The 16,988-nt window shown below is 41.3% G+C and carries 17 protein-coding genes; 9 read left to right on the top strand and 8 right to left on the bottom strand.

The window, feature by feature from the left end; all coding sequences use genetic code 11:
- Positions 1 to 85: 85 nt before the first annotated feature.
- Together MSTHT_RS03565 and MSTHT_RS03560 are read right to left on the bottom strand one after the other, a co-directional pair.
- Positions 86 to 1,786 carry a DUF790 family protein gene (locus tag MSTHT_RS03565; protein ID WP_048166593.1) on the bottom strand — a complete coding sequence of 567 codons (1,701 nt, stop codon included), beginning with the start codon at positions 1,784 to 1,786 and terminating at the stop codon, positions 86 to 88.
- A complete protein-coding gene (locus tag MSTHT_RS03560) occupies positions 1,773 to 3,218 on the bottom strand; it encodes a DEAD/DEAH box helicase (RefSeq protein WP_048166592.1) in 1,446 nt (481 codons plus the stop codon). Before MSTHT_RS03560 ends, MSTHT_RS03565 begins: the two co-directional genes overlap by 14 nt.
- Before the next feature lie 281 nt (positions 3,219 to 3,499).
- Between MSTHT_RS03560 and MSTHT_RS03555 the strand changes: the two genes are divergently transcribed.
- Both MSTHT_RS03555 and MSTHT_RS03550 read left to right on the top strand, forming a co-directional pair.
- The gene (locus MSTHT_RS03555; RefSeq protein ID WP_048168358.1) at positions 3,500 to 4,144 is read left to right on the top strand and encodes an HD domain-containing protein; all 645 of its coding nucleotides are present in this window, start codon (positions 3,500 to 3,502) and stop codon (positions 4,142 to 4,144) included.
- Positions 4,145 to 4,291: 147 nt separating this feature from the next.
- On the top strand, positions 4,292 to 5,008 hold the full coding sequence (locus MSTHT_RS03550; protein WP_048166591.1) for a histidine phosphatase family protein: 717 nt from the start codon (positions 4,292 to 4,294) through the stop codon (positions 5,006 to 5,008).
- Positions 5,009 to 5,080: 72 nt separating this feature from the next.
- On the opposite strand, the gene MSTHT_RS13975 is transcribed toward MSTHT_RS03550, so the two are convergent.
- Complete coding sequence (locus tag MSTHT_RS13975) at positions 5,081 to 5,716, bottom strand: SagB/ThcOx family dehydrogenase (RefSeq protein ID WP_082086744.1); 636 nt, start codon at positions 5,714 to 5,716, stop codon at positions 5,081 to 5,083.
- 456 nt (positions 5,717 to 6,172) lie between these two features.
- Between MSTHT_RS13975 and MSTHT_RS03540 the strand changes: the two genes are divergently transcribed.
- A complete protein-coding gene (locus MSTHT_RS03540; protein WP_048166590.1) occupies positions 6,173 to 6,403 on the top strand; it encodes a ferredoxin in 231 nt (76 codons plus the stop codon).
- A 478-nt stretch (positions 6,404 to 6,881) separates the two neighbouring features.
- On the opposite strand, the gene MSTHT_RS03535 is transcribed toward MSTHT_RS03540, so the two are convergent.
- Positions 6,882 to 7,655, bottom strand: a complete 774-nt coding sequence (locus MSTHT_RS03535) for a winged helix-turn-helix domain-containing protein (RefSeq protein WP_048166589.1) — start codon at positions 7,653 to 7,655, stop codon at positions 6,882 to 6,884.
- 328 nt (positions 7,656 to 7,983) lie between these two features.
- Between MSTHT_RS03535 and MSTHT_RS14745 the strand changes: the two genes are divergently transcribed.
- From MSTHT_RS14745 to MSTHT_RS03515, 5 genes are all read left to right on the top strand, one after another.
- Entirely contained in the window at positions 7,984 to 8,184 is a 201-nt protein-coding gene (locus tag MSTHT_RS14745; RefSeq protein WP_181952261.1) for a hypothetical protein, read from the top strand.
- A gap of 40 nt (positions 8,185 to 8,224) precedes the next feature.
- The gene (locus MSTHT_RS03530) at positions 8,225 to 8,662 is read left to right on the top strand and encodes a hypothetical protein (RefSeq protein WP_048168356.1); all 438 of its coding nucleotides are present in this window, start codon (positions 8,225 to 8,227) and stop codon (positions 8,660 to 8,662) included.
- Positions 8,663 to 8,780: 118 nt separating this feature from the next.
- On the top strand, positions 8,781 to 9,464 hold the full coding sequence (locus MSTHT_RS03525; RefSeq protein WP_048166588.1) for a DUF72 domain-containing protein: 684 nt from the start codon (positions 8,781 to 8,783) through the stop codon (positions 9,462 to 9,464).
- A gap of 293 nt (positions 9,465 to 9,757) precedes the next feature.
- On the top strand, positions 9,758 to 10,852 hold the full coding sequence (locus MSTHT_RS03520) for a hypothetical protein (protein WP_048166587.1): 1,095 nt from the start codon (positions 9,758 to 9,760) through the stop codon (positions 10,850 to 10,852).
- 290 nt (positions 10,853 to 11,142) lie between these two features.
- On the top strand, positions 11,143 to 11,646 hold the full coding sequence (locus MSTHT_RS03515) for a Holliday junction resolvase-like protein (RefSeq protein WP_148704294.1): 504 nt from the start codon (positions 11,143 to 11,145) through the stop codon (positions 11,644 to 11,646).
- Positions 11,647 to 11,785: 139 nt separating this feature from the next.
- Here the strand turns inward: MSTHT_RS03515 and MSTHT_RS03510 are convergent, their stop codons facing one another.
- From MSTHT_RS03510 to MSTHT_RS14335, 4 genes are all read right to left on the bottom strand, one after another.
- A complete protein-coding gene (locus MSTHT_RS03510) occupies positions 11,786 to 12,169 on the bottom strand; it encodes a hypothetical protein (protein WP_048166586.1) in 384 nt (127 codons plus the stop codon).
- Between the two features lie 113 nt (positions 12,170 to 12,282).
- Positions 12,283 to 12,492 carry a hypothetical protein gene (locus MSTHT_RS03505; protein ID WP_048166585.1) on the bottom strand — a complete coding sequence of 70 codons (210 nt, stop codon included), beginning with the start codon at positions 12,490 to 12,492 and terminating at the stop codon, positions 12,283 to 12,285.
- A complete protein-coding gene (locus tag MSTHT_RS03500) occupies positions 12,489 to 15,422 on the bottom strand; it encodes a tetratricopeptide repeat protein (protein WP_048166584.1) in 2,934 nt (977 codons plus the stop codon). The genes MSTHT_RS03505 and MSTHT_RS03500 overlap by 4 nt, the downstream gene beginning before the upstream one ends.
- 535 nt (positions 15,423 to 15,957) lie before the next feature.
- Positions 15,958 to 16,113 (bottom strand): hypothetical protein, encoded by a 156-nt coding sequence (locus MSTHT_RS14335; RefSeq protein ID WP_156149703.1) that lies wholly within the window; start codon positions 16,111 to 16,113, stop codon positions 15,958 to 15,960.
- 193 nt (positions 16,114 to 16,306) lie between these two features.
- On the opposite strand from MSTHT_RS14335, the gene MSTHT_RS03495 reads away from it, so the two are divergent.
- Complete coding sequence (locus MSTHT_RS03495; protein WP_149761830.1) at positions 16,307 to 16,930, top strand: NTPase; 624 nt, start codon at positions 16,307 to 16,309, stop codon at positions 16,928 to 16,930.
- The last annotated feature ends 58 nt before the right edge of the window (positions 16,931 to 16,988 follow it).

Below are 16,988 nucleotides of genomic sequence, written 5' to 3'. Positions count from 1 at the left end.
GAAGTTTGAAGGTGAAACAAAGTTTAGTTAACCCGTTAAACCTATTTGTTTCCGATTCAAAACTAATTAAACTTCTACAGTTTATTTAATCATCGGCTTTTTTCACCTTCGCACTCTCTTCACTCAACCCTGCCCAGATAACCTTATACCCGAGCTGCTCGAGCACAGGATAGTAAAGGCTGCGATCAAGCCCGAAAGTCTCAAAAACTTTTACTGCGTCGGCATATGTCTCTACTGCACCTGGCTTTTCAAACTCCTTATCAATTCTTTCCAATAGCTGCCTGTGAATTAAGTAATTTTCAAGGAGCACGTAATCCTGATATTTTCCTAACGCAAGCCTGTCTGCGACCACTCCTTTTAGGGCATCAGGCAGTACTCCTTTTTCGGCTGCAATTTCTTCAAGGTTTATAAGTTCACCTGAAAGCGAAAGTTCTATTTCCCCAAGTTTCGAGCGGTCTTCTGAAAGCTTTTTTTCCTCGTACCTTCGAAGTATCTTCATGACCTCGTTTGCCGGGATTTTTTTATCAAAGAAAATAACTTCCTGCGAGGGAAAATCTTTTTCAGAACACTTGAGTTTCCTGTCAATCAGGAGAATTACAGGCTTTTTCACTTGCCTGAGTTTCTTAACCTTGTTTTCAAGGTATTCCGGTGTCCAGAACCCCACAATTTCAAGATATACCTTTATACCATTCCGCTGCAGGGCAAAGTCAGGGACAAAAGCATGTCTTCCGGCTTTAAGAATTGTCGGTTCCCTTATTATCTCCCAGCTTCCAAGACTGAGGCTGCCGAACATCTGTTCAAGCTTGCTGTCATAGGCTACCTCTTCAGCTTCGATTTCTTCAGTTCCAGCCTGGTATTCTCCTTTTTCTTCTTTAATCTGAATTTCTGGAGGGAGAACCCCAGGGGTCGGAGCTGCCTCAGGCATAACTTTGAACGCTTCTTCCGAATCATCAAGAGTAAACTCCAGAATTCGCTTTCCCCGGAAACCTTTGTGAAGAATGCCAGCCCTGAGCTTCCAGCCTTTTGATTTTAGCAGGACAGGAAAGATTTTTGCAAAGGAATTCCCATAGCGTTCAGAGACCCGAAAAAGAGAGGCTGGCCCGTCAAGGTGCAGGTGAACCGCTCTTAATCCCTCTTTTTTTCCACCGGGCTCTCCTTCAGATCTTTCTTTTCCCTTATCAATTTCGCCTTTTGACTCTTCAGTATCTTCAAGGGAGTACATTAGCCCCAGGCGGTGGATTCTCCAGAGCAAGTTCTGAAAATCGCCTTTAGTCCAGATGTCAAGATCAATTGCACGAAAAAGGAGGGTCTGTGTCAGAGAAATATTGTACTGTTGGAGAAGTTCTGCGGGTGAAAGGGGAAGAAAGCTTCTTACGACCTGATTTTCCTCAAGGTCAGCCCATAGTGCTTTTTCGAGTTCCTCGGTCGAAATTGAAAGTTTTTTTGCGGCTTTTTGCAGAGCCTCTTCTCTCTCGGCACGAGAAAGTGCCATGCCTCTACAGGCTTCAAAAACCGTTTCCCTTGCAAGAAATGGATCAATAGCTGCATCCGTTTCGATCACTGCCCGCCTTCCAAGCAGCTGGGAAAGCCCTCTTATAAAACGATAATTCATCTCCTCATAGCCCTCAAGTTCGGCAAGGAGATCGCCATAAGTTTTTCCGACATGCTGCTCAAAAGTCTCTATCAGGAGCCTTGCAAGTTCCAGGTTTTCTGGATTAAAAGCTGCATATACAGGCTTTATTTTCCCTCCGGAAATGCGGGTTACAAGCAGGTCAGATGTAAGCAGGTGATCCGCCTCCAGGATTTTTTTCTTTTTTCATTCCGCTTTCCCTTCCTGATTTTTCAGCTTTTTTTCGGATTGAAATAGCTTCCTTTCTCCTCCTTGCAGTTTCAGCCTCAGTCGTTTCTACGGTTATTATTTCATAAAGTATGGCTTCTTTTCCTTCCTTTTTCCTGAGAATCCTTCCGAGGCGCTGTATATACGCTAATTTGCTCCCTGTCCCGCTGGCTATAATTCCTATGTTTGCCTCAGGAACATCAATGCCCTCGTCAAGTACCTTTGAGGTGACTACAGCTCTGTACTCCCCTTTCCTGAATTTCTCGAGGATAGAATTTCTCTCTTTTGCAGATGTTCTGTAAGTAATTGCAGGAATAAGAAATTCCCTGGAAATCCGGTGAACAAGCCGGTTATGCTCCGTAAAAATGAATATTCTGTCTTCCGTATGTGCTTTCAAGATCTCTTTTAACTTTTCAATTTTTGAATCGGTATTAAAAGCAAGGTCTCTTGCAGCGTTTCTTGCAAGAAGGGCTCTCCTGGCTTTTGGGTCTCTTCCGCTTTTCATAACCAGCTTCTGAAAATCCCTTGGTCCCCGGATTACTATCCCGGTCTTCCTGAGATAATCGACATAGATGGAATGGTATTCATCGTATTTCTTCCTCTCCTCATCCGTGAGTACAGCAGCTACACGCTTAATTCTGTAAGGGGCGAGATGACCGCCTGCAAGTTCCGAAACATGCTTTTCGTAAACTTTTCCCCCTACAAGCCTGTTCAACTCTGAATGCAACTCATCTTCACGTTCGTAAGTAGCAGTCAGCCCAAGCCTGTAGGGCGCTGCGGAAAACTCGGCAATGCTTCTGTACCCAGGTGCAGGCAGGTGGTGAACCTCGTCAAAAATAAGCAGACCGAACCTGTTCCCAAGGGTTTCGGCATAGATATAAGCAGAATCATATGTGGAAACCGTTATTGGAAGAATTTTCTTCTCCCCGCCTCCAAGCTTTCCGATTTCCATAGAAAAAGCTTCTTCAAGTTGTCTTCTCCACTGTTCGAGCAGATCAAGCGTTGGAGCAACAACAAGGGTAGGAGTATTGCAGCCTGCAATTGCTCGAATCCCAACAAGAGTTTTTCCACTACCTGTCGGCAGGACGATCACTCCCCATCTATCGTTTTCCCCCCAGGACACGAGAGCCTCAGCCTGGTAATCCCTTAACTTAAGTTTCTTTCCCGAAGCTTCGTATGCTGCTGCCAGATCAGGACAGGGAAGAAGGTCAAGTACTTCATCTTTAAAAGGAATTTTTGAATTTTTCAGATAATTTATTATATCTCTGTAATAAAGGGCAAGAGCCCTGAAACTTCCGCTTCTTTCATCCCAGACTGAATTAGGAACTCTCACATTTCCCTCTATAAGAAGCGTTCCCTGATTGAAACTAATTTTAATCATTGCTTATTAAGAGCCTGGACGTTATATATAATAATTGACTTATCATTCCCGCAAGCCTTTTCAAAAAAATAGCTTGAGCGCAAACTTTTTTGAAAAATAGCTTGACCACAAACTTTTTAGAAAAAGTTTGATCAAAAACCGGCATGGAGGCGTGGTCAAGTGGTGCAATGCAAGTCTTTTGAGAAAAGCTTTGAGTGAAAATAACTTATGAAAGGATCGAAAATAAGTTTAAGTCAGTACATTATGATATTAATGAGAGAAAAATAAGAAAGGAGTCAAATTTGAGTGTAACTGACGGATCTTCAAAATCTGGCTATTCGGAGAAAGCCTTTTCGTCTGAGCCTCTGCGTTTAGAAGATCTTTTCCATGTTTATGGAATTGAACGCAGCCACGCCGATAATGTGGCAAGGAATGCTCTTGAGCTTTTTGATATCCTTAGTTCTGTTCATGGACTGCGTCCTGAGATGAGAAAGCTTGTAGAGATAGCGGCGCTTGTTCATGATATAGGCGCGGCTAAGGATTTTGAGAATCATCATAAAGCAGGAAGACTTATTCTGCTCCAGCACCCGCCATCGGAAGTGCCTGAAAGGCTGTGGCCAGTCATTTACTGGACGGCTTTCCTGCATAAAAAAAGGATTGGAAATGAAAAACTTGAGAAGCTTAAAGGAAAGGAATTCGGAAAAATGCCAGAAGATCTTCAGCAGCTTACCTTGAGAGTGGCTGCCCTTGTCAGGCTTGCTGATGCCCTTGATTACAGCAGGATGGAAAGCAGGCTCGGAAAAGTTACATTCGGGAAGCGCAGTATAAGGTTCAAGATTGAGGGACAGGGAGCTGTAATCGATGCGGATAGAATTGAAAAAAAAGGCGATCTCTGGCACCTTCTTTACGACACCAGACTTGAGTTCAAGCCTGCACCGAAGAGATAATAAAACCTGAGAATTTACTGACTTCCAACTATTGAAACTTATTTACTTGATTATAATAACTTATCTGCCTAACATAGTTTTTATATAAATGTAATTTTTATAAAAAATGTTTTCCTAAGAATTTAATTTTTAATGGAGTAGAATTATATGGGTGTTCTTATACTTGTCAGGCATGGAGAACCCGGCTTAAAGCCTGATGACAGGCTTGCCGGCTGGGTAGATGTTCCTCTCAGCAGGAAGGGGATTGAAGAAGCTCTTGAGTGTGCAGAAGAGCTTGGAAGGTTTGAGCTGGACCTTGCTTTTGCCTCAAACCTCGTCCGGACACAGGAAACTCTTTTCATAATACTGTCCGGGCAGAAGAAGACAGGAGTTGTTGTCCACGAAGGGTCAGGCGATGGAGATAGTACAGGGAAAGTAGACTGGTATTCGTATCCTGAAAAGCTCGGTAAAAAGCTTATCCCGATTTATTTAACGCCTGCTTTAAACGAACGTTACTACGGAAGGCTTCAGGGCAGGAAAAAACAGAAAATGGAAGAGAAATATGGAGCAGAGAAGCTTGCCTCCTGGCGGTGGAACTTTGAGCCTGGCCCGCCTGAAGGAGAAAGCCTCAAAGCTGTATATGAACGTGCAGTGCCATATTTCAAAGAGAAAATCCTGCCTGCTGTAAAGGCAGGAAAAAAAGTTCTGGTCTGCGCTCACCAGAGCAGCTTGAGAGCTCTGGTTAAATATATAGAAGGGATTTCTGATGAGGATATCAGGGATGTCAGGTTCTCAACAAGCGAGCTTGCAATATACATTTACTCTGATGGCAAGCTAATACGTGAAAACTCCGAGATTAGCCCTGAGCTTAAAAGGAACATCTGAATCTCTTCTAAACTCCCTTTTTAAATCCCTTCTTACAGCCCTTTCAAGAACCCGATAATGGAAAGGAATTCATCATATGTAACCCAGGGGCAGTATATAGAGAGGCTCCTGGTTTGCCGGCAACTTAAGCACACTTCTTACCTCCTCATCTTTAAAAGCCCCTACTGCACAGGTTCCTATCCCAAGTTCCATTCCAAGGAGGTATACATTCTGGGCAGCATGCCCAGCTTCCATATGGGTATAACGAATACCTCTATTTCCGTATCTGCTCGTTATCCGTGCATAGACTGCAGAGATTACAATTGAAGCAGGAGCATTCTTAATCATGGGCTGGGAGAGTGCAGCTTTTGAAAGCTTCTCCCTTATATCCCCCGAGATTTCCTGAACAAGGGTATGGTCTTCAGGAACGTACCTGTAAACCCCGGGCTCAAGCTCACCGCTTTCTCCTATAACGAGATGAACTTCTAGCGGGTAAAGCGCGCCTGCAGAAGGCGAGGTTCTTAAGCCGGTCTCCGAACTTACGCCCTGAGCTGCCCAGAGCAGACGAGAAATCACAGACTCGGAGAGTTTTTTGTCTTTATAATTTCGTACGGATCTACGCTTTGCAATGAGCTCTTCAATCTGGCTAATTCCCGAAACCTCAGGCCCGGGCAGCCTGAGTTTCATAGGCATGTCTCCAGGGCTCTGGTTTCCAAGATTTATTCCCATACTTGTTCCCCCTTATTTGGTTTTATATAATTGCTTATAAAGAAGAAAGTTATTAAATAAATAAGGTAACTTTTCAGGGTATATTCGGGAGCAGAGAAGAATCCTTACTATCCCATTTCGGGATTATATCTTTATCAGAGCTTTAAAAGAAAATAGCTGCTTTTAACGCGCCGTTCCATCATTACATATATTTATTAGAACAGATAATTTTTATGAAGCAGACTAAAAGCCGATTTATATACAAGTCTCTTTCCATAAGAAAAGATTATAACATTTACAGAGAATTTCTGACAATTGTTGATATAAGTCTGTTTTTTCGTTACAGGTTAAGGTCTACAGAATTTTAAAGCTAATCATGGATTTTGAAGCGCTAAAAAACGTTTTCAAATGTTAAATTTTATATAAAATCCTCTTAATTACTCTTATTGAGAAATAAATGCAATGGGGGAGTAGAGTATAGCTGATAAAGCAGACAAAGTTGCTGAAAATGTTCCAGGACCTTATTATTGTGACTATAGCTGCATAGCCTGTCATCTATGTGTGGATACCGCACCAGAGAACTTCAGGATGAACGAAGATGAGTCCAACGCTTATGTATATAAGCAACCTGAAACTGATGAAGAAAGAGAACTCTGTGAAGAGGCACTGGAACTTTGCCCTGTTAATGCAATAGGAAATGATGGTTAAAAAATAGTTATAATGTATTCCATTATTTCCTTATTTTTTGTCAACTGGTATAAGTCAGTTGGCTATAATTTACAGAACAGGTACATCAGTTAGTATAATTAGAGTAAGTTAATAGGTGTATCTGCTGGTATAATTAGGGTAAGTTAAATCTCTACCATAACAAAACTTTAAATTTCCTTCTTAAAGATAACAGGGATTTAAGGTTTTTATTGTTGATCCCTGAGCACGGAAAACTTCAGAAAGGCAAAGAACGTATAGAGAATCCTGAGATACTGGGAAATAATTTTTATCTAATCGCGACACTGGGAAATTATTTTTATAAAATCACAAAACCTGAGCAAGGAGGTTTTGTTGAGAAATAAGATCAGGGCGGTTTTGTTGAGAAATAAGATTCTCCTTTCTTAATTCCTTTTTAATTTTCTTTATATTTCTTCACTTCTTTTATTTTTCTCTAATTTCCTTTATATCTATTCAGTTTTTATTCCTTCTCGATTTCGGAATAAATTCTGAAAAGCCCTTGAAGCGTGGAATAACCTTTTCTGGTAATGATATAATCCCCTCGCTCACTTCGCTGTAAAATCATTCCCGTCTCAAGCAATTTCTGAAGATGGAAGAGTAAATTTCCACCGCGCAGACCTGTAAGTTTGGAAAGTTCAGAGAAAGTTTTACTCTCCCCGGAAAGTGCCTTGAGCATAAGGAGACGCTGTCGGTTTGCTACCGGCTCGCAGATCTCAGAGACCAGTCTCTCAGGCTCGATTTCACTAATATCTATCTTGTTACCTTCTTCTTCCCGATCTTCATAAATCTGAAGCGAACGCATGAGTTTGACTTGTTTTTCAAAAAGATTCGTAGCTTCTAGAAAACACCTGCTGCAACTGAGGTTTTTTGTTTCCTTTTTTAGTTCTTCAAGCCTGTTCCGATACATCTTTATGGTTTCAGTTTCGACCCTGCCCTTCCCAACAAGCCCTGCGGTTTCCTGTAAAAGCTCCAGGAAAGCGGTCTCACAAAAATCCCGCATCTCGCAGTCAGCAGTCATCCGGGTACGCATCCTCTCGCTTGCGTCCTCACATAGATAGTCTACCATAGGTCTCATGAAGTCCTTTCTCATCTCTCCAATTATTCCTTCGATGTGCTGCTGGTTTGCACGTTGCAAGAACCGTGAAATGTCATTCCGCAGGGATGCTACTTCTTCCTTGATAAAGTGCAATTCATTTCTGTAATTGATCTCAGAATTCTCATTAGCCGTCTCCATTTTTAATTTGCCTCTGAAATTTTTGAAACTGAACTATCCCCGATTAAAACTATTTAAGTTAATTTCTTGTTATACCCAGGCTCAAAAATTAACACTGTTAATTAGGTGTTAGCTTATATTCTTCATAAAGGTTGTTATTAAAGGTCATTTTTCTGTACAATCAAAAATCGGTATATAATTATGACGCTCTGGTATATGAATATATACAACGTAATATATATACAACGTACAATATTGAGTGAAAAATCATGGAATTCAGGACTTAAACAACTTCGTGCAGACCGCAAATGAAGATAAACTAAAAGCCTTCGGTTTCCTAGGGCAGTAGATGATGAAAAACGTGCCTAAATACTGCACCTGTGCCTCGGGGTGCAATCAAAACTGTGAACTTGCAAAGGCACTTGGCGGAGCGCTTCAGGCAGCGGGCAGAGACTCTAAAAGCCCTAAGCAGGATAAACAGGCAGAAAATAAACAGGATTCTAAATATCAATTTAAAGATCACAGGATTGCAACTTATTTATACTTATGAGTTATATTTTATCCAGATTATAAAAGAAGGCGAATCTAACATGGATCCAACAGGTTTAGACCGGGAAAAATTCTGGGATGCAGAAGCTTTTACAATAATTACTGACCGCACAAAGCCAGCCATGAAATGGGCTGCTTCCGAACTTAAAAACCGTGGTAAAAAAGTTTATCTTGTAGACCTTTCCGGGAAGCCTGACCCTAACTCTCTGACAGATGTCACTTCTCTTCCCTCAGGCATAGCCAATGCAGTTATAGGAATAACAAAATCCGATCCCGGAGATCTAATTCCCCTACTAAGGGAAAAAGGCGCAAGCAAAATCTGGCTCCACTGGAGAACCGAAACCGAAAAAGCCCTTGAAGCCTGCCAGAAACTGAAACTAGAATGCATTACAGGGTACTGCCCCATGATGTATCTCGGAAGCGGGTTGAGTATACATGGCGTGCACAGGACGATTGCAAAAGTGACCGGGAAATATTAAACATTAAGGTATAAAAAATACTGGGAACAAGCTTCACTGAAATGTGAGGATTTCTACTTCTAAACCCGGTGAACCTGAAATAATTCTGCCTTTAAGCCGATAGTCCAAAGGGAAATGTATGGATGTGTTTGTAGGAACGAGCGGCTGGTACTATGATTGGAACAAAAAGAAGAACTTTGACTGGTTTATAGAAAATTCCAGCCTGAACAGCGTCGAGCTTAACGCCAGTTTCTATAGATTTCCCTTTCCCAGGCAGATTGAAGCCTGGAGCACGAAAGGGGCAGGACTCAGGTGGAGCATAAAAGTGCATAGATCCATAACCCACTGGCGCCAGCTCAGTGGGAGTTCCCTTGAAATCTGGGAGAATTTCAGGGAGCTTTTTGAACCCATGGATCATATTATTGATTTTTACCTCTTTCAGGTGCCTCCGAACTTCAATGATGTAGCAAGGGCACTCAGGTTTGCAGAAGCCGCAAAACTCGGGGAAAGATTCGCCCTGGAGATCAGGAATAGAAGGCTGCTCGGTGATGATGAGGCATGTGAAGAACTTATGAAAGAGGTTACTCTGGTATCAGTAGATTCCCCGGACTACAGGAACCGCATCTTTCCCGGAAAAATAATATATATGAGGATGCACGGCAGGGAAGGTTGGTACAATTATAATTATTCCATGGAAGAAATTAGCGAAACTTTCAGGAAAATGCGTGAATTTGGGCCTGAGAAAGTCTATATTTATTTCAATAACGACCATAATATGCTGGAAAATGCGAGAATGACATTAAAAGTCTTTTCTGGATTGTAAACTCCAAATTTATTTCTTAATTCATAAAAAGCTTCATTTTATTTGAGAAAAAAGTGAGATTTAATGGCGCTAATTTCTTATTTTTGAGCCTTAATGAAAAACCGTTTTTTCAATTGTTAACCTTTATTAAGAATAAATTATTATATCGAGAAGTGCATCCAACATCTAATACGAAGATTATGAGGAGTTAATATCAGGCGCCTCAAAATCAAAAACGAATTTTTAAAGATCCAACCACCAGAGAAGCCATTTTACCCGGAATTCCCTATATATATAAAAAAGAAGTGAAATATATGTTCTGGAGTAAAGACAAGATAGTTGAAAGGCTGAGCAAAATCCCTAGAACCCTAGAAGACATCTCAATAGAAATTTTTGAAGGTGTTACCCCAACGAATGATTTTTTGCAAAGAGCTGACCTTTCGAGAGAGAACTGCACAGATGCATCCTGCATCAGCAGAGATGCACACACAAATGTAGGCATAGAACAGGTAAGTATAGAAAAGGAGCTCATGCACCCCTATGTGGATGATTCCGTCCCAAGCGAATTTGCGGTTCAGTCAACTAAGTACCAGTTTATGCTGCCTTATGAGATCCTTGACAACAGCATAAGGAAAGAATACAGGATATTCCAGCCCGAAGAACTGAAAACAAAGTTTCCTGCAGCTTATAGGCATCTAATGGAAATTAAACAGCAATCAAAAATTGAAAAACAGGAATTCGATTCGGCTGACTATCGCCTTGAGGACGAGAGCTTCCTGAGATACATTAATACGCCTAAAATCATTGTTACCAGTAACTTACGCCTGCAGGCTTCGTACGATCCGACCGGCAAGTACGTTTTTGCAAATGGAGTAGGAATCGTGCTCGGGGATCCTACACTCTACCACTATGTTACAGCCGTGCTCAACTCTTCGATAGCAAGTGCTTTCCCCGAAATCTGGAGCCGCCAGGGAGTACGGAACACAAGCGGTCTGAATGCACAGATGCTGAAAAGGTTTCCAATAACGTTCCCTAAAAAAGAGATTACTGAAAACATTATAAGTACAATCTCCCGCTACCTGATTTATCTCAACAGGCAGAAGCAAATAGCGAAAAAGTACTCTATACCCGGCTACCAGGAGCTCATTGACTTCTACAAGAGAATTTCAGATCTTCTGATTCTGGATGCTTATTTTACAAGCGATCTCGACCCAAAGCTTCTTGATGTTCTTGCGGAGAACATTACGGCATCCGATGAAGAATTTGAATACAGCGACGATATAAATCTCCTGATCGGATTGCAAGAAATAAAGAAAAACATCCTGAATTCTCCAGACTTTGTGAAGTGCAGGTTCAGCAATGAGTTCACAAATATTCTGGCAACTCTGAAAAACACCCGTGTCTGGTAAGTGGAAATACCCTGCCAGCACGAATTTTTTAATTGCTTTCCTGAATGTCTTAATTTTTATTTTCCAGTATCTCGACTTTTTATTTTCCTGTGTCTGATCTACATATTTATTCTGATCTGCATATTTATCCTGATCTAAAGAAAGCCCTGCTAGAAGTTTTAAATAATTTCAGCTATTTATAGAGTCTAAATTTATTATTTGAGACATATTTCTCACATAATTTCATTATATACTCTGACCTTTCACTACCCTACCTTTCATATACCCTGACCTTTTCCGGAGAAATACCCGTGGACTACTGGATAATTTCAACTCTTGCCCTTTTACTTGGCTTGCTTGCTGCTTATCTTCTCCTGAAATATATTGACCTGAAAGGCAAGACCGAGTCCCGTGCCAGGGAGATGTTCGAAGCCTGGCAGGCGAGAGAGATGGACCGTCAGGTTTCCGAAAGAGCCGAAACTCTCTTCAGGACCTGGAAATTGGAAGAGGAGAAAAAAATCCGCCAGGACGCAGTAAAGAAAAGTGAAGCCGTCACCCGCGGCAAGGTTACGGAACACCTTATCCCCTATTTCCCGGATTTCGAGTACAACCCTAAAGATGCCCGCTTCCTCGGCACCCCTGTAGATTTCATTGTTTTTGACGGGCTCTCGGAAGGAGAAATGAATAAGGTAGTCTTTGTCGAGGTCAAAACCGGAAAAACCGGAGCTCTTTCTCCGAGAGAAAAACTTGTCAGGGACTGCATTGACAGGGGAAAGGTAAGCTATGAAATTATCCATAACAGAGACAACAATTGAAGAAGAATGAGGATTCACATTTTACGGGCTGAATGGTTATTGTTTTTCTTGAACGGGGCTCTCACCGTTCGCTTTGCGACCAGCTTTTCGAAAACTGAAAAATGAATAAAGACCAAACTCAAAAGAAGAAAAGCAATTCTTAGAACAATTGAACTGAAGAATTCTGCCACATCTCAAATATGTAGGAAAGAATTCCCATGTAATGCAGGAGAGCAATAATAAGTGCCACAAAGCTGAGGATCAAAAACACACTGGATATCCTTATATGCTTATATTTCTCTTCCAGAATTTCTTCAAACGTTTCCTTTGATTTCCGGCTTGAATTTATGTTTATACCATATTTTTTCCTGACAAGCACCATTACCGCAAAAATCAGGCTTGCGAGCCATAAAACAAGAGGAGCCGCGTATATCAGGACTGAAATCCCTTCCACGTTCTTTACATCCGAAAACGCTATCGCATGGAAATAAATCCCTTCGAGCAGCCCTGTTATGGTAACAAACTGTTTTGCAGTGTCTTCCACGCTGGAGATGGATTCCCCAACAAGCTTTTAGGCATTCTGCTTCCAGAAAGGATTTGGTTCTGCCGTTTCAACAGGAATTTCTTCATAGGTTTCGCTCTCAGCTTCCCCCCCGGTCACGTCTTCACTTCCCATTCAAATTCTTTTTCGCAATTGGGGCATTTGAGATCTATAAAGAAACTTTTGGCAGTTTTTCTCTTGAATAATCTCTTAACATCAGAAAAATCCGTGCGAATTGCAACTATTTCTCCATCTTCCACAAATTTCTCTACATCAGTCCTGTATCTATACCCGCAGTGAGGACACTTTATAGGTTCACAAATCATTCTCCCACCAGCCTCTCAAACTCAGCATCAAATTCCTTTTCTCCCATTTTATCTCGCAATATTAAAAGGGATCTTGCGACAATTTCTTTATTAGGCGAATTCAACTGCTCGAAGATTGAAAAAGAAATGAGATAATTTCTGAGAGCACTACTATATTCTCCTTCTTCTTCATTTATTCTTCCAAGCTGGTGCAGTGTTATTGCAAATCCATTTTTATCCCCGAGCTCCTCTTTTATTTTCAGGGACTGATTATACAGTTTTACGGCTTCTTCATAGTTGCCCTGCCTCTGATGAATCATTCCAAGCTGGTGCAGTGTTGATGCAATTCCGCTTTTGTTCCCGAGCTCTTCTGCAATTTTCAGGGACTGGTTGTACAGTTTTACGGCTTCTTCATAGTTGCCCTGATCCTGATGAATCGTTCCAAGATTGTGCAGTGTGTGTGCAATTCCGCTTTTGTTCCCGAGCTCTTCTGCAATTTTCAGGGACTGGTTGTACAGTTTTACGGCTTCTTCGTAGTTGCCCTGATCCTGATGAATCATTCCAAGTGAGTGCAGTATTCCTGCAAATCCATTTTTGTCCCCCCATTCTTCACATTTATATCTAATGTTATTATATATTTTCAATGCTGTGTTTAAGTCTCCAAGGTGGAAGTAAATAGTTGCAAGAGTGTACTCGGCATTTGTTTTTGTTTCGCCTGATGTCGAGTTGATAGATTCGTTCAAAAGGTTCATTGCAAGTTCAATATGCCCCCAGCGGATCAGGAGGTTTGAAGTACTTTCTACAATTTCGCTTGCACTTTCAAAATCTTCCGCTTCGAAGTAATAGTCCCGTGCTTTCAGAATATCCCAGAGGCTTCCGGTTTGAGAGACAAGGTTTTCATAGTATCTGGCAGCCCTGATAAGAAGCTTCTTTTTGTCCAGTCCTTCTTCTTTCAGCTTATCCTGTGCGAAATTTCTGACTATTGTATGTTCCATGTAAACGGTTTGGTCATATTCTTGCTCTTTTGAGATCAAACCCCACTGGATGAGTTTTTGAAGAGGTTCTACAATAGATGGGCTTTCGTCTTTTTCGTCTCCAATAATCCATGATAATGCTTCTACAGGGACAGCTTCGTCATAAATAGAGGCATAAATAAGAAGTTTTTTAGCCTCTGAATCCAGTTTCGAGAAAGATTTCTCAAGCAGGGTAAACTCCATAAGTTCCTTTTTTAAGGGCTTTAAGTCCAGCATTAAGCTGTCCACACCCTGCACAGAAGAAAGTTTTGCAAACTTCCCTATTGTCCAGGGATGTCCGCCTATTATATCGTAAATCTGCTTCTTTTTCCGAATGTCAAGATTTGCAAGTTCTGTATACTTGTTCATCAACCAGTTAGTCTGCGGGAAGTGAAGTTCAGGAAGGGAAATATGTTCTATGCTTTCAGGCAGTCTGCCCTCAAGCGGGTCAAAATCGTAACGAGTTGTTATGATGAATTTCGTACCTGTGTAGGTGTTATTCAGAAGTTGCTGGAGAAATGTCTTTAGTTCAGGGCTTTCGATCTCTTTTCGGTCTTCGTCTAGGCAATCTTCAAAGTTGTCAAGGATTATAAGGAAACGCAGTTGATTAAGTGTATTTATCAGCACGAAAGTTTTAGTTTCAAGTGGTTCAGGCTGATTAAGAATCTGATTAAGTTCAAACCTCCCTTTCATCATAAGGAAGTTGTTAATCCTTGTCAGGATATCTTCAGGTCTGGTAGTTGAAGTGCACTTCATCCCGAAGACTCCATCGAAGTACTCGTTCATCTTTAGTGCAAGTCGGGTTGCAAGTACTGTTTTTCCCATGCCGCCAAAGCCGTGAATGATGGCAGCACGCCTTATATCCGATCTAAATCCTTTTTCCAGAATTCGAAGCTCTTTTTTTCTAGCAACGAAGCCAGTTTTCATGACCTGCAAATCCGAAAGCATTGTAGGTTTGAATACAAATTCGGCAGGCTCGGGTTTTATATCTCCTACCTGAACGCAATTGCAGTCTGAAAGATACAGCACAGGCGTTGCAAAGTCAAATCCATTACTCTTTTCTGAATTTTTCATTGCAATTCTGGCTTCTTTAAGGGCAATGTCAACTGATTTCCCGCTTGCAATCGTTCTATAAAACGTATATGCAAACTGGATTGCCACATCATCCAGTACTGAGTACTGCATGGCGACTACAGCCGGAATTCTCCGTTTTGAGAGCATACTGGCTAAATCGCTGAAAGCTTCTTTGTTCGAGCCTTTAGCTGACTCGCAGGAACTGAGCACAACAAGCCTCATGCCCATGTCTGAAAAAAGGTCTGTGAGAATTTTATTGTCTATTAGTCTGGCTTTTCGATCTTCGGTTTCAAATACGAGATATCCTTTGCCGTTTCTGCTTACTCCATGCCCAGTGAAATGTACTATGTGATATTCTTGCTCGTTAAGGTAACCCTGAACGTTTTCAAAGGTGGCGTCTTCTGTGAAATCGACCTTAATTTTTTGTTCTTTCTGAAGCTTATCCAGGGCTTCCAGAATAATTTCCTGCTCTTTTTCGGTGTTTAATGGTGGAATTTTGGGATCTTCTGGACTTGAGATTACTACCAGCATTCGGAGAACGGAATCAAGTGGTTTAGATTCGGTTTTCTTTACCCCGGCTGGAAGTCTTGAGAGCAAAATGCTCCTTCTGGTGATTAAAAAATCTTCTCCATCGTGCAGATATTCCCAGGGCAAAGCTGCAATTTCCGGGACATCTTCACTGAACTGCAATGAAAGTCTGAGCCCGCAATTTTCATCCTGAACTTCGTTAAAGCGTTTGTTGAAGTACTCTCCCAGTTCACCTGAAAATACAATATTGTACAGCATTTTTCCTAATTCAATATGAGTTGTTTCTTCAGGCTGGGGTCTGGGAATAATAATTTTTTCTTCAATCCTATCCAGCATCTGAATAAGTTTCAGATCGCGCCGGAGTTCAAAATTTCGGCTGGCTTTAGTCTCTCCATCTTCTAGAATTGAAGCTGTTTACAGGTTGTAGGAACCTTCAGGTCCCTTTGAGATTTGCAGGTCGAGGGAGTAATAGTCCACAAAAAACACCTTCTCAGTAATAAAAATTAGAAACTATCAAATTTATACTTTTGTTTTTATTTGCTCATTGGAATATTAATATAAAAAAGAAGTCCTTTTAAGAAAACATGGAGTAAATAATACTTAGAGTCCAGAAAATTAATTTAAATAGGAATCTGAGAGAACGTCTTTTGCAACTAAATTCTCAAGATTTATCCTTGAGTTCCCCAAAACAGAGCAGATTAGATTTTCATTCATAAAGCTGGTTAGTCCCATCTGCGCCTCAGCGCGGGACAAAAGCGACCTTGAGACACCTCTTTTGCTGCCTCGGAATAACATCAAACGATTAATAAGCGGAGCGTCGAAAAAAGTAAGGTATGGGAAATCTGGAAATATATTTCCCGTTTATCTATTTTTATTCCAGTTTCCCCTCTGGCATATAACACCCAAAATAGGTATTTTGCTCCACTTTCTTCAGGATATTGTTAATGCTTTCGAGTGAAGCTTCCATTCTTTCTATTCTCTTCTCGATCTCCTGCAGTCTGGTAAGAATTTCCTGGTCTGTAGTCACAATTTTCAACCTCGTATATATTTGCTAAAGTTAACCCAATAGATACTTCTGATGTATACTCCAGTATGTTCTGCAATCATTTTATAGTCAACGTAAAGCTTCATTGCTTGCCGATTTAAATAAAATCAAGATCTATTTTTCAGGGAAATGAGATAATTCTGGGAAATGGGAATATAATGGGGGCGAAAATACCGTGCTAAGAATCGCGGTAACCGGCAGTCCAGGTATTGGAAAATCAACAGTTGTGGCAAAAGTTGCTGAAAAACTTGCCGACCAGTCGGGCTTAAATACCGTGCTAAGAATCGCGGTAACCGGCAGTCCAGGTATTGGAAAATCAACAGTTGTGGCAAAAGTTGCTGAAAAACTTGCCGACCAGTCGGGCTTAAAAATAGGCGGCATCCAGACTGCCGAAATTCGGAATGAAGGGGAGAGGGAAGGATTCTCAATAAAAGACCTTGCTACCGGAAAAACAGGACTCCTGGCTTCTATCAGAGGAAAGGGTCCTAGAGTTGGAAAATATCACGTCAACCTGAAAGATCTTGAAAGGATTGGGGCAAATGCTCTAAGGAATGCCCTGGATTGTGACCTGATAGTTATCGATGAGGTTGGGCCAATGGAGCTCAAATCCGAGGCTTTTGTTTCGGCAGTTGAAGCAGTCCTGGAATCCAATAAACCTGTTCTTGCAGTGCTGCATCGGTCAAGCAGCCACCAATTGGCTCAAAGGATGAGGAAAGAATTCGAGGTATTCACGGTTGATGAGGAGAACCGGGATGAGCTGCCTGAAAAAATCATAAACCGCTTCATGGAAATGAGGTGAAACCTATCCTTCTCACATCTTATCTGTCACGATTCACTAGATGCACATATCTGTAAAT

This window comes from Methanosarcina thermophila TM-1, from assembly GCF_000969885.1.
GTDB classification, from domain to species: domain Archaea; phylum Halobacteriota; class Methanosarcinia; order Methanosarcinales; family Methanosarcinaceae; genus Methanosarcina; species Methanosarcina thermophila.
Note: the sequence above shows the minus strand (reverse complement) of the source record. Positions and strands in the feature narration are given on the sequence as shown.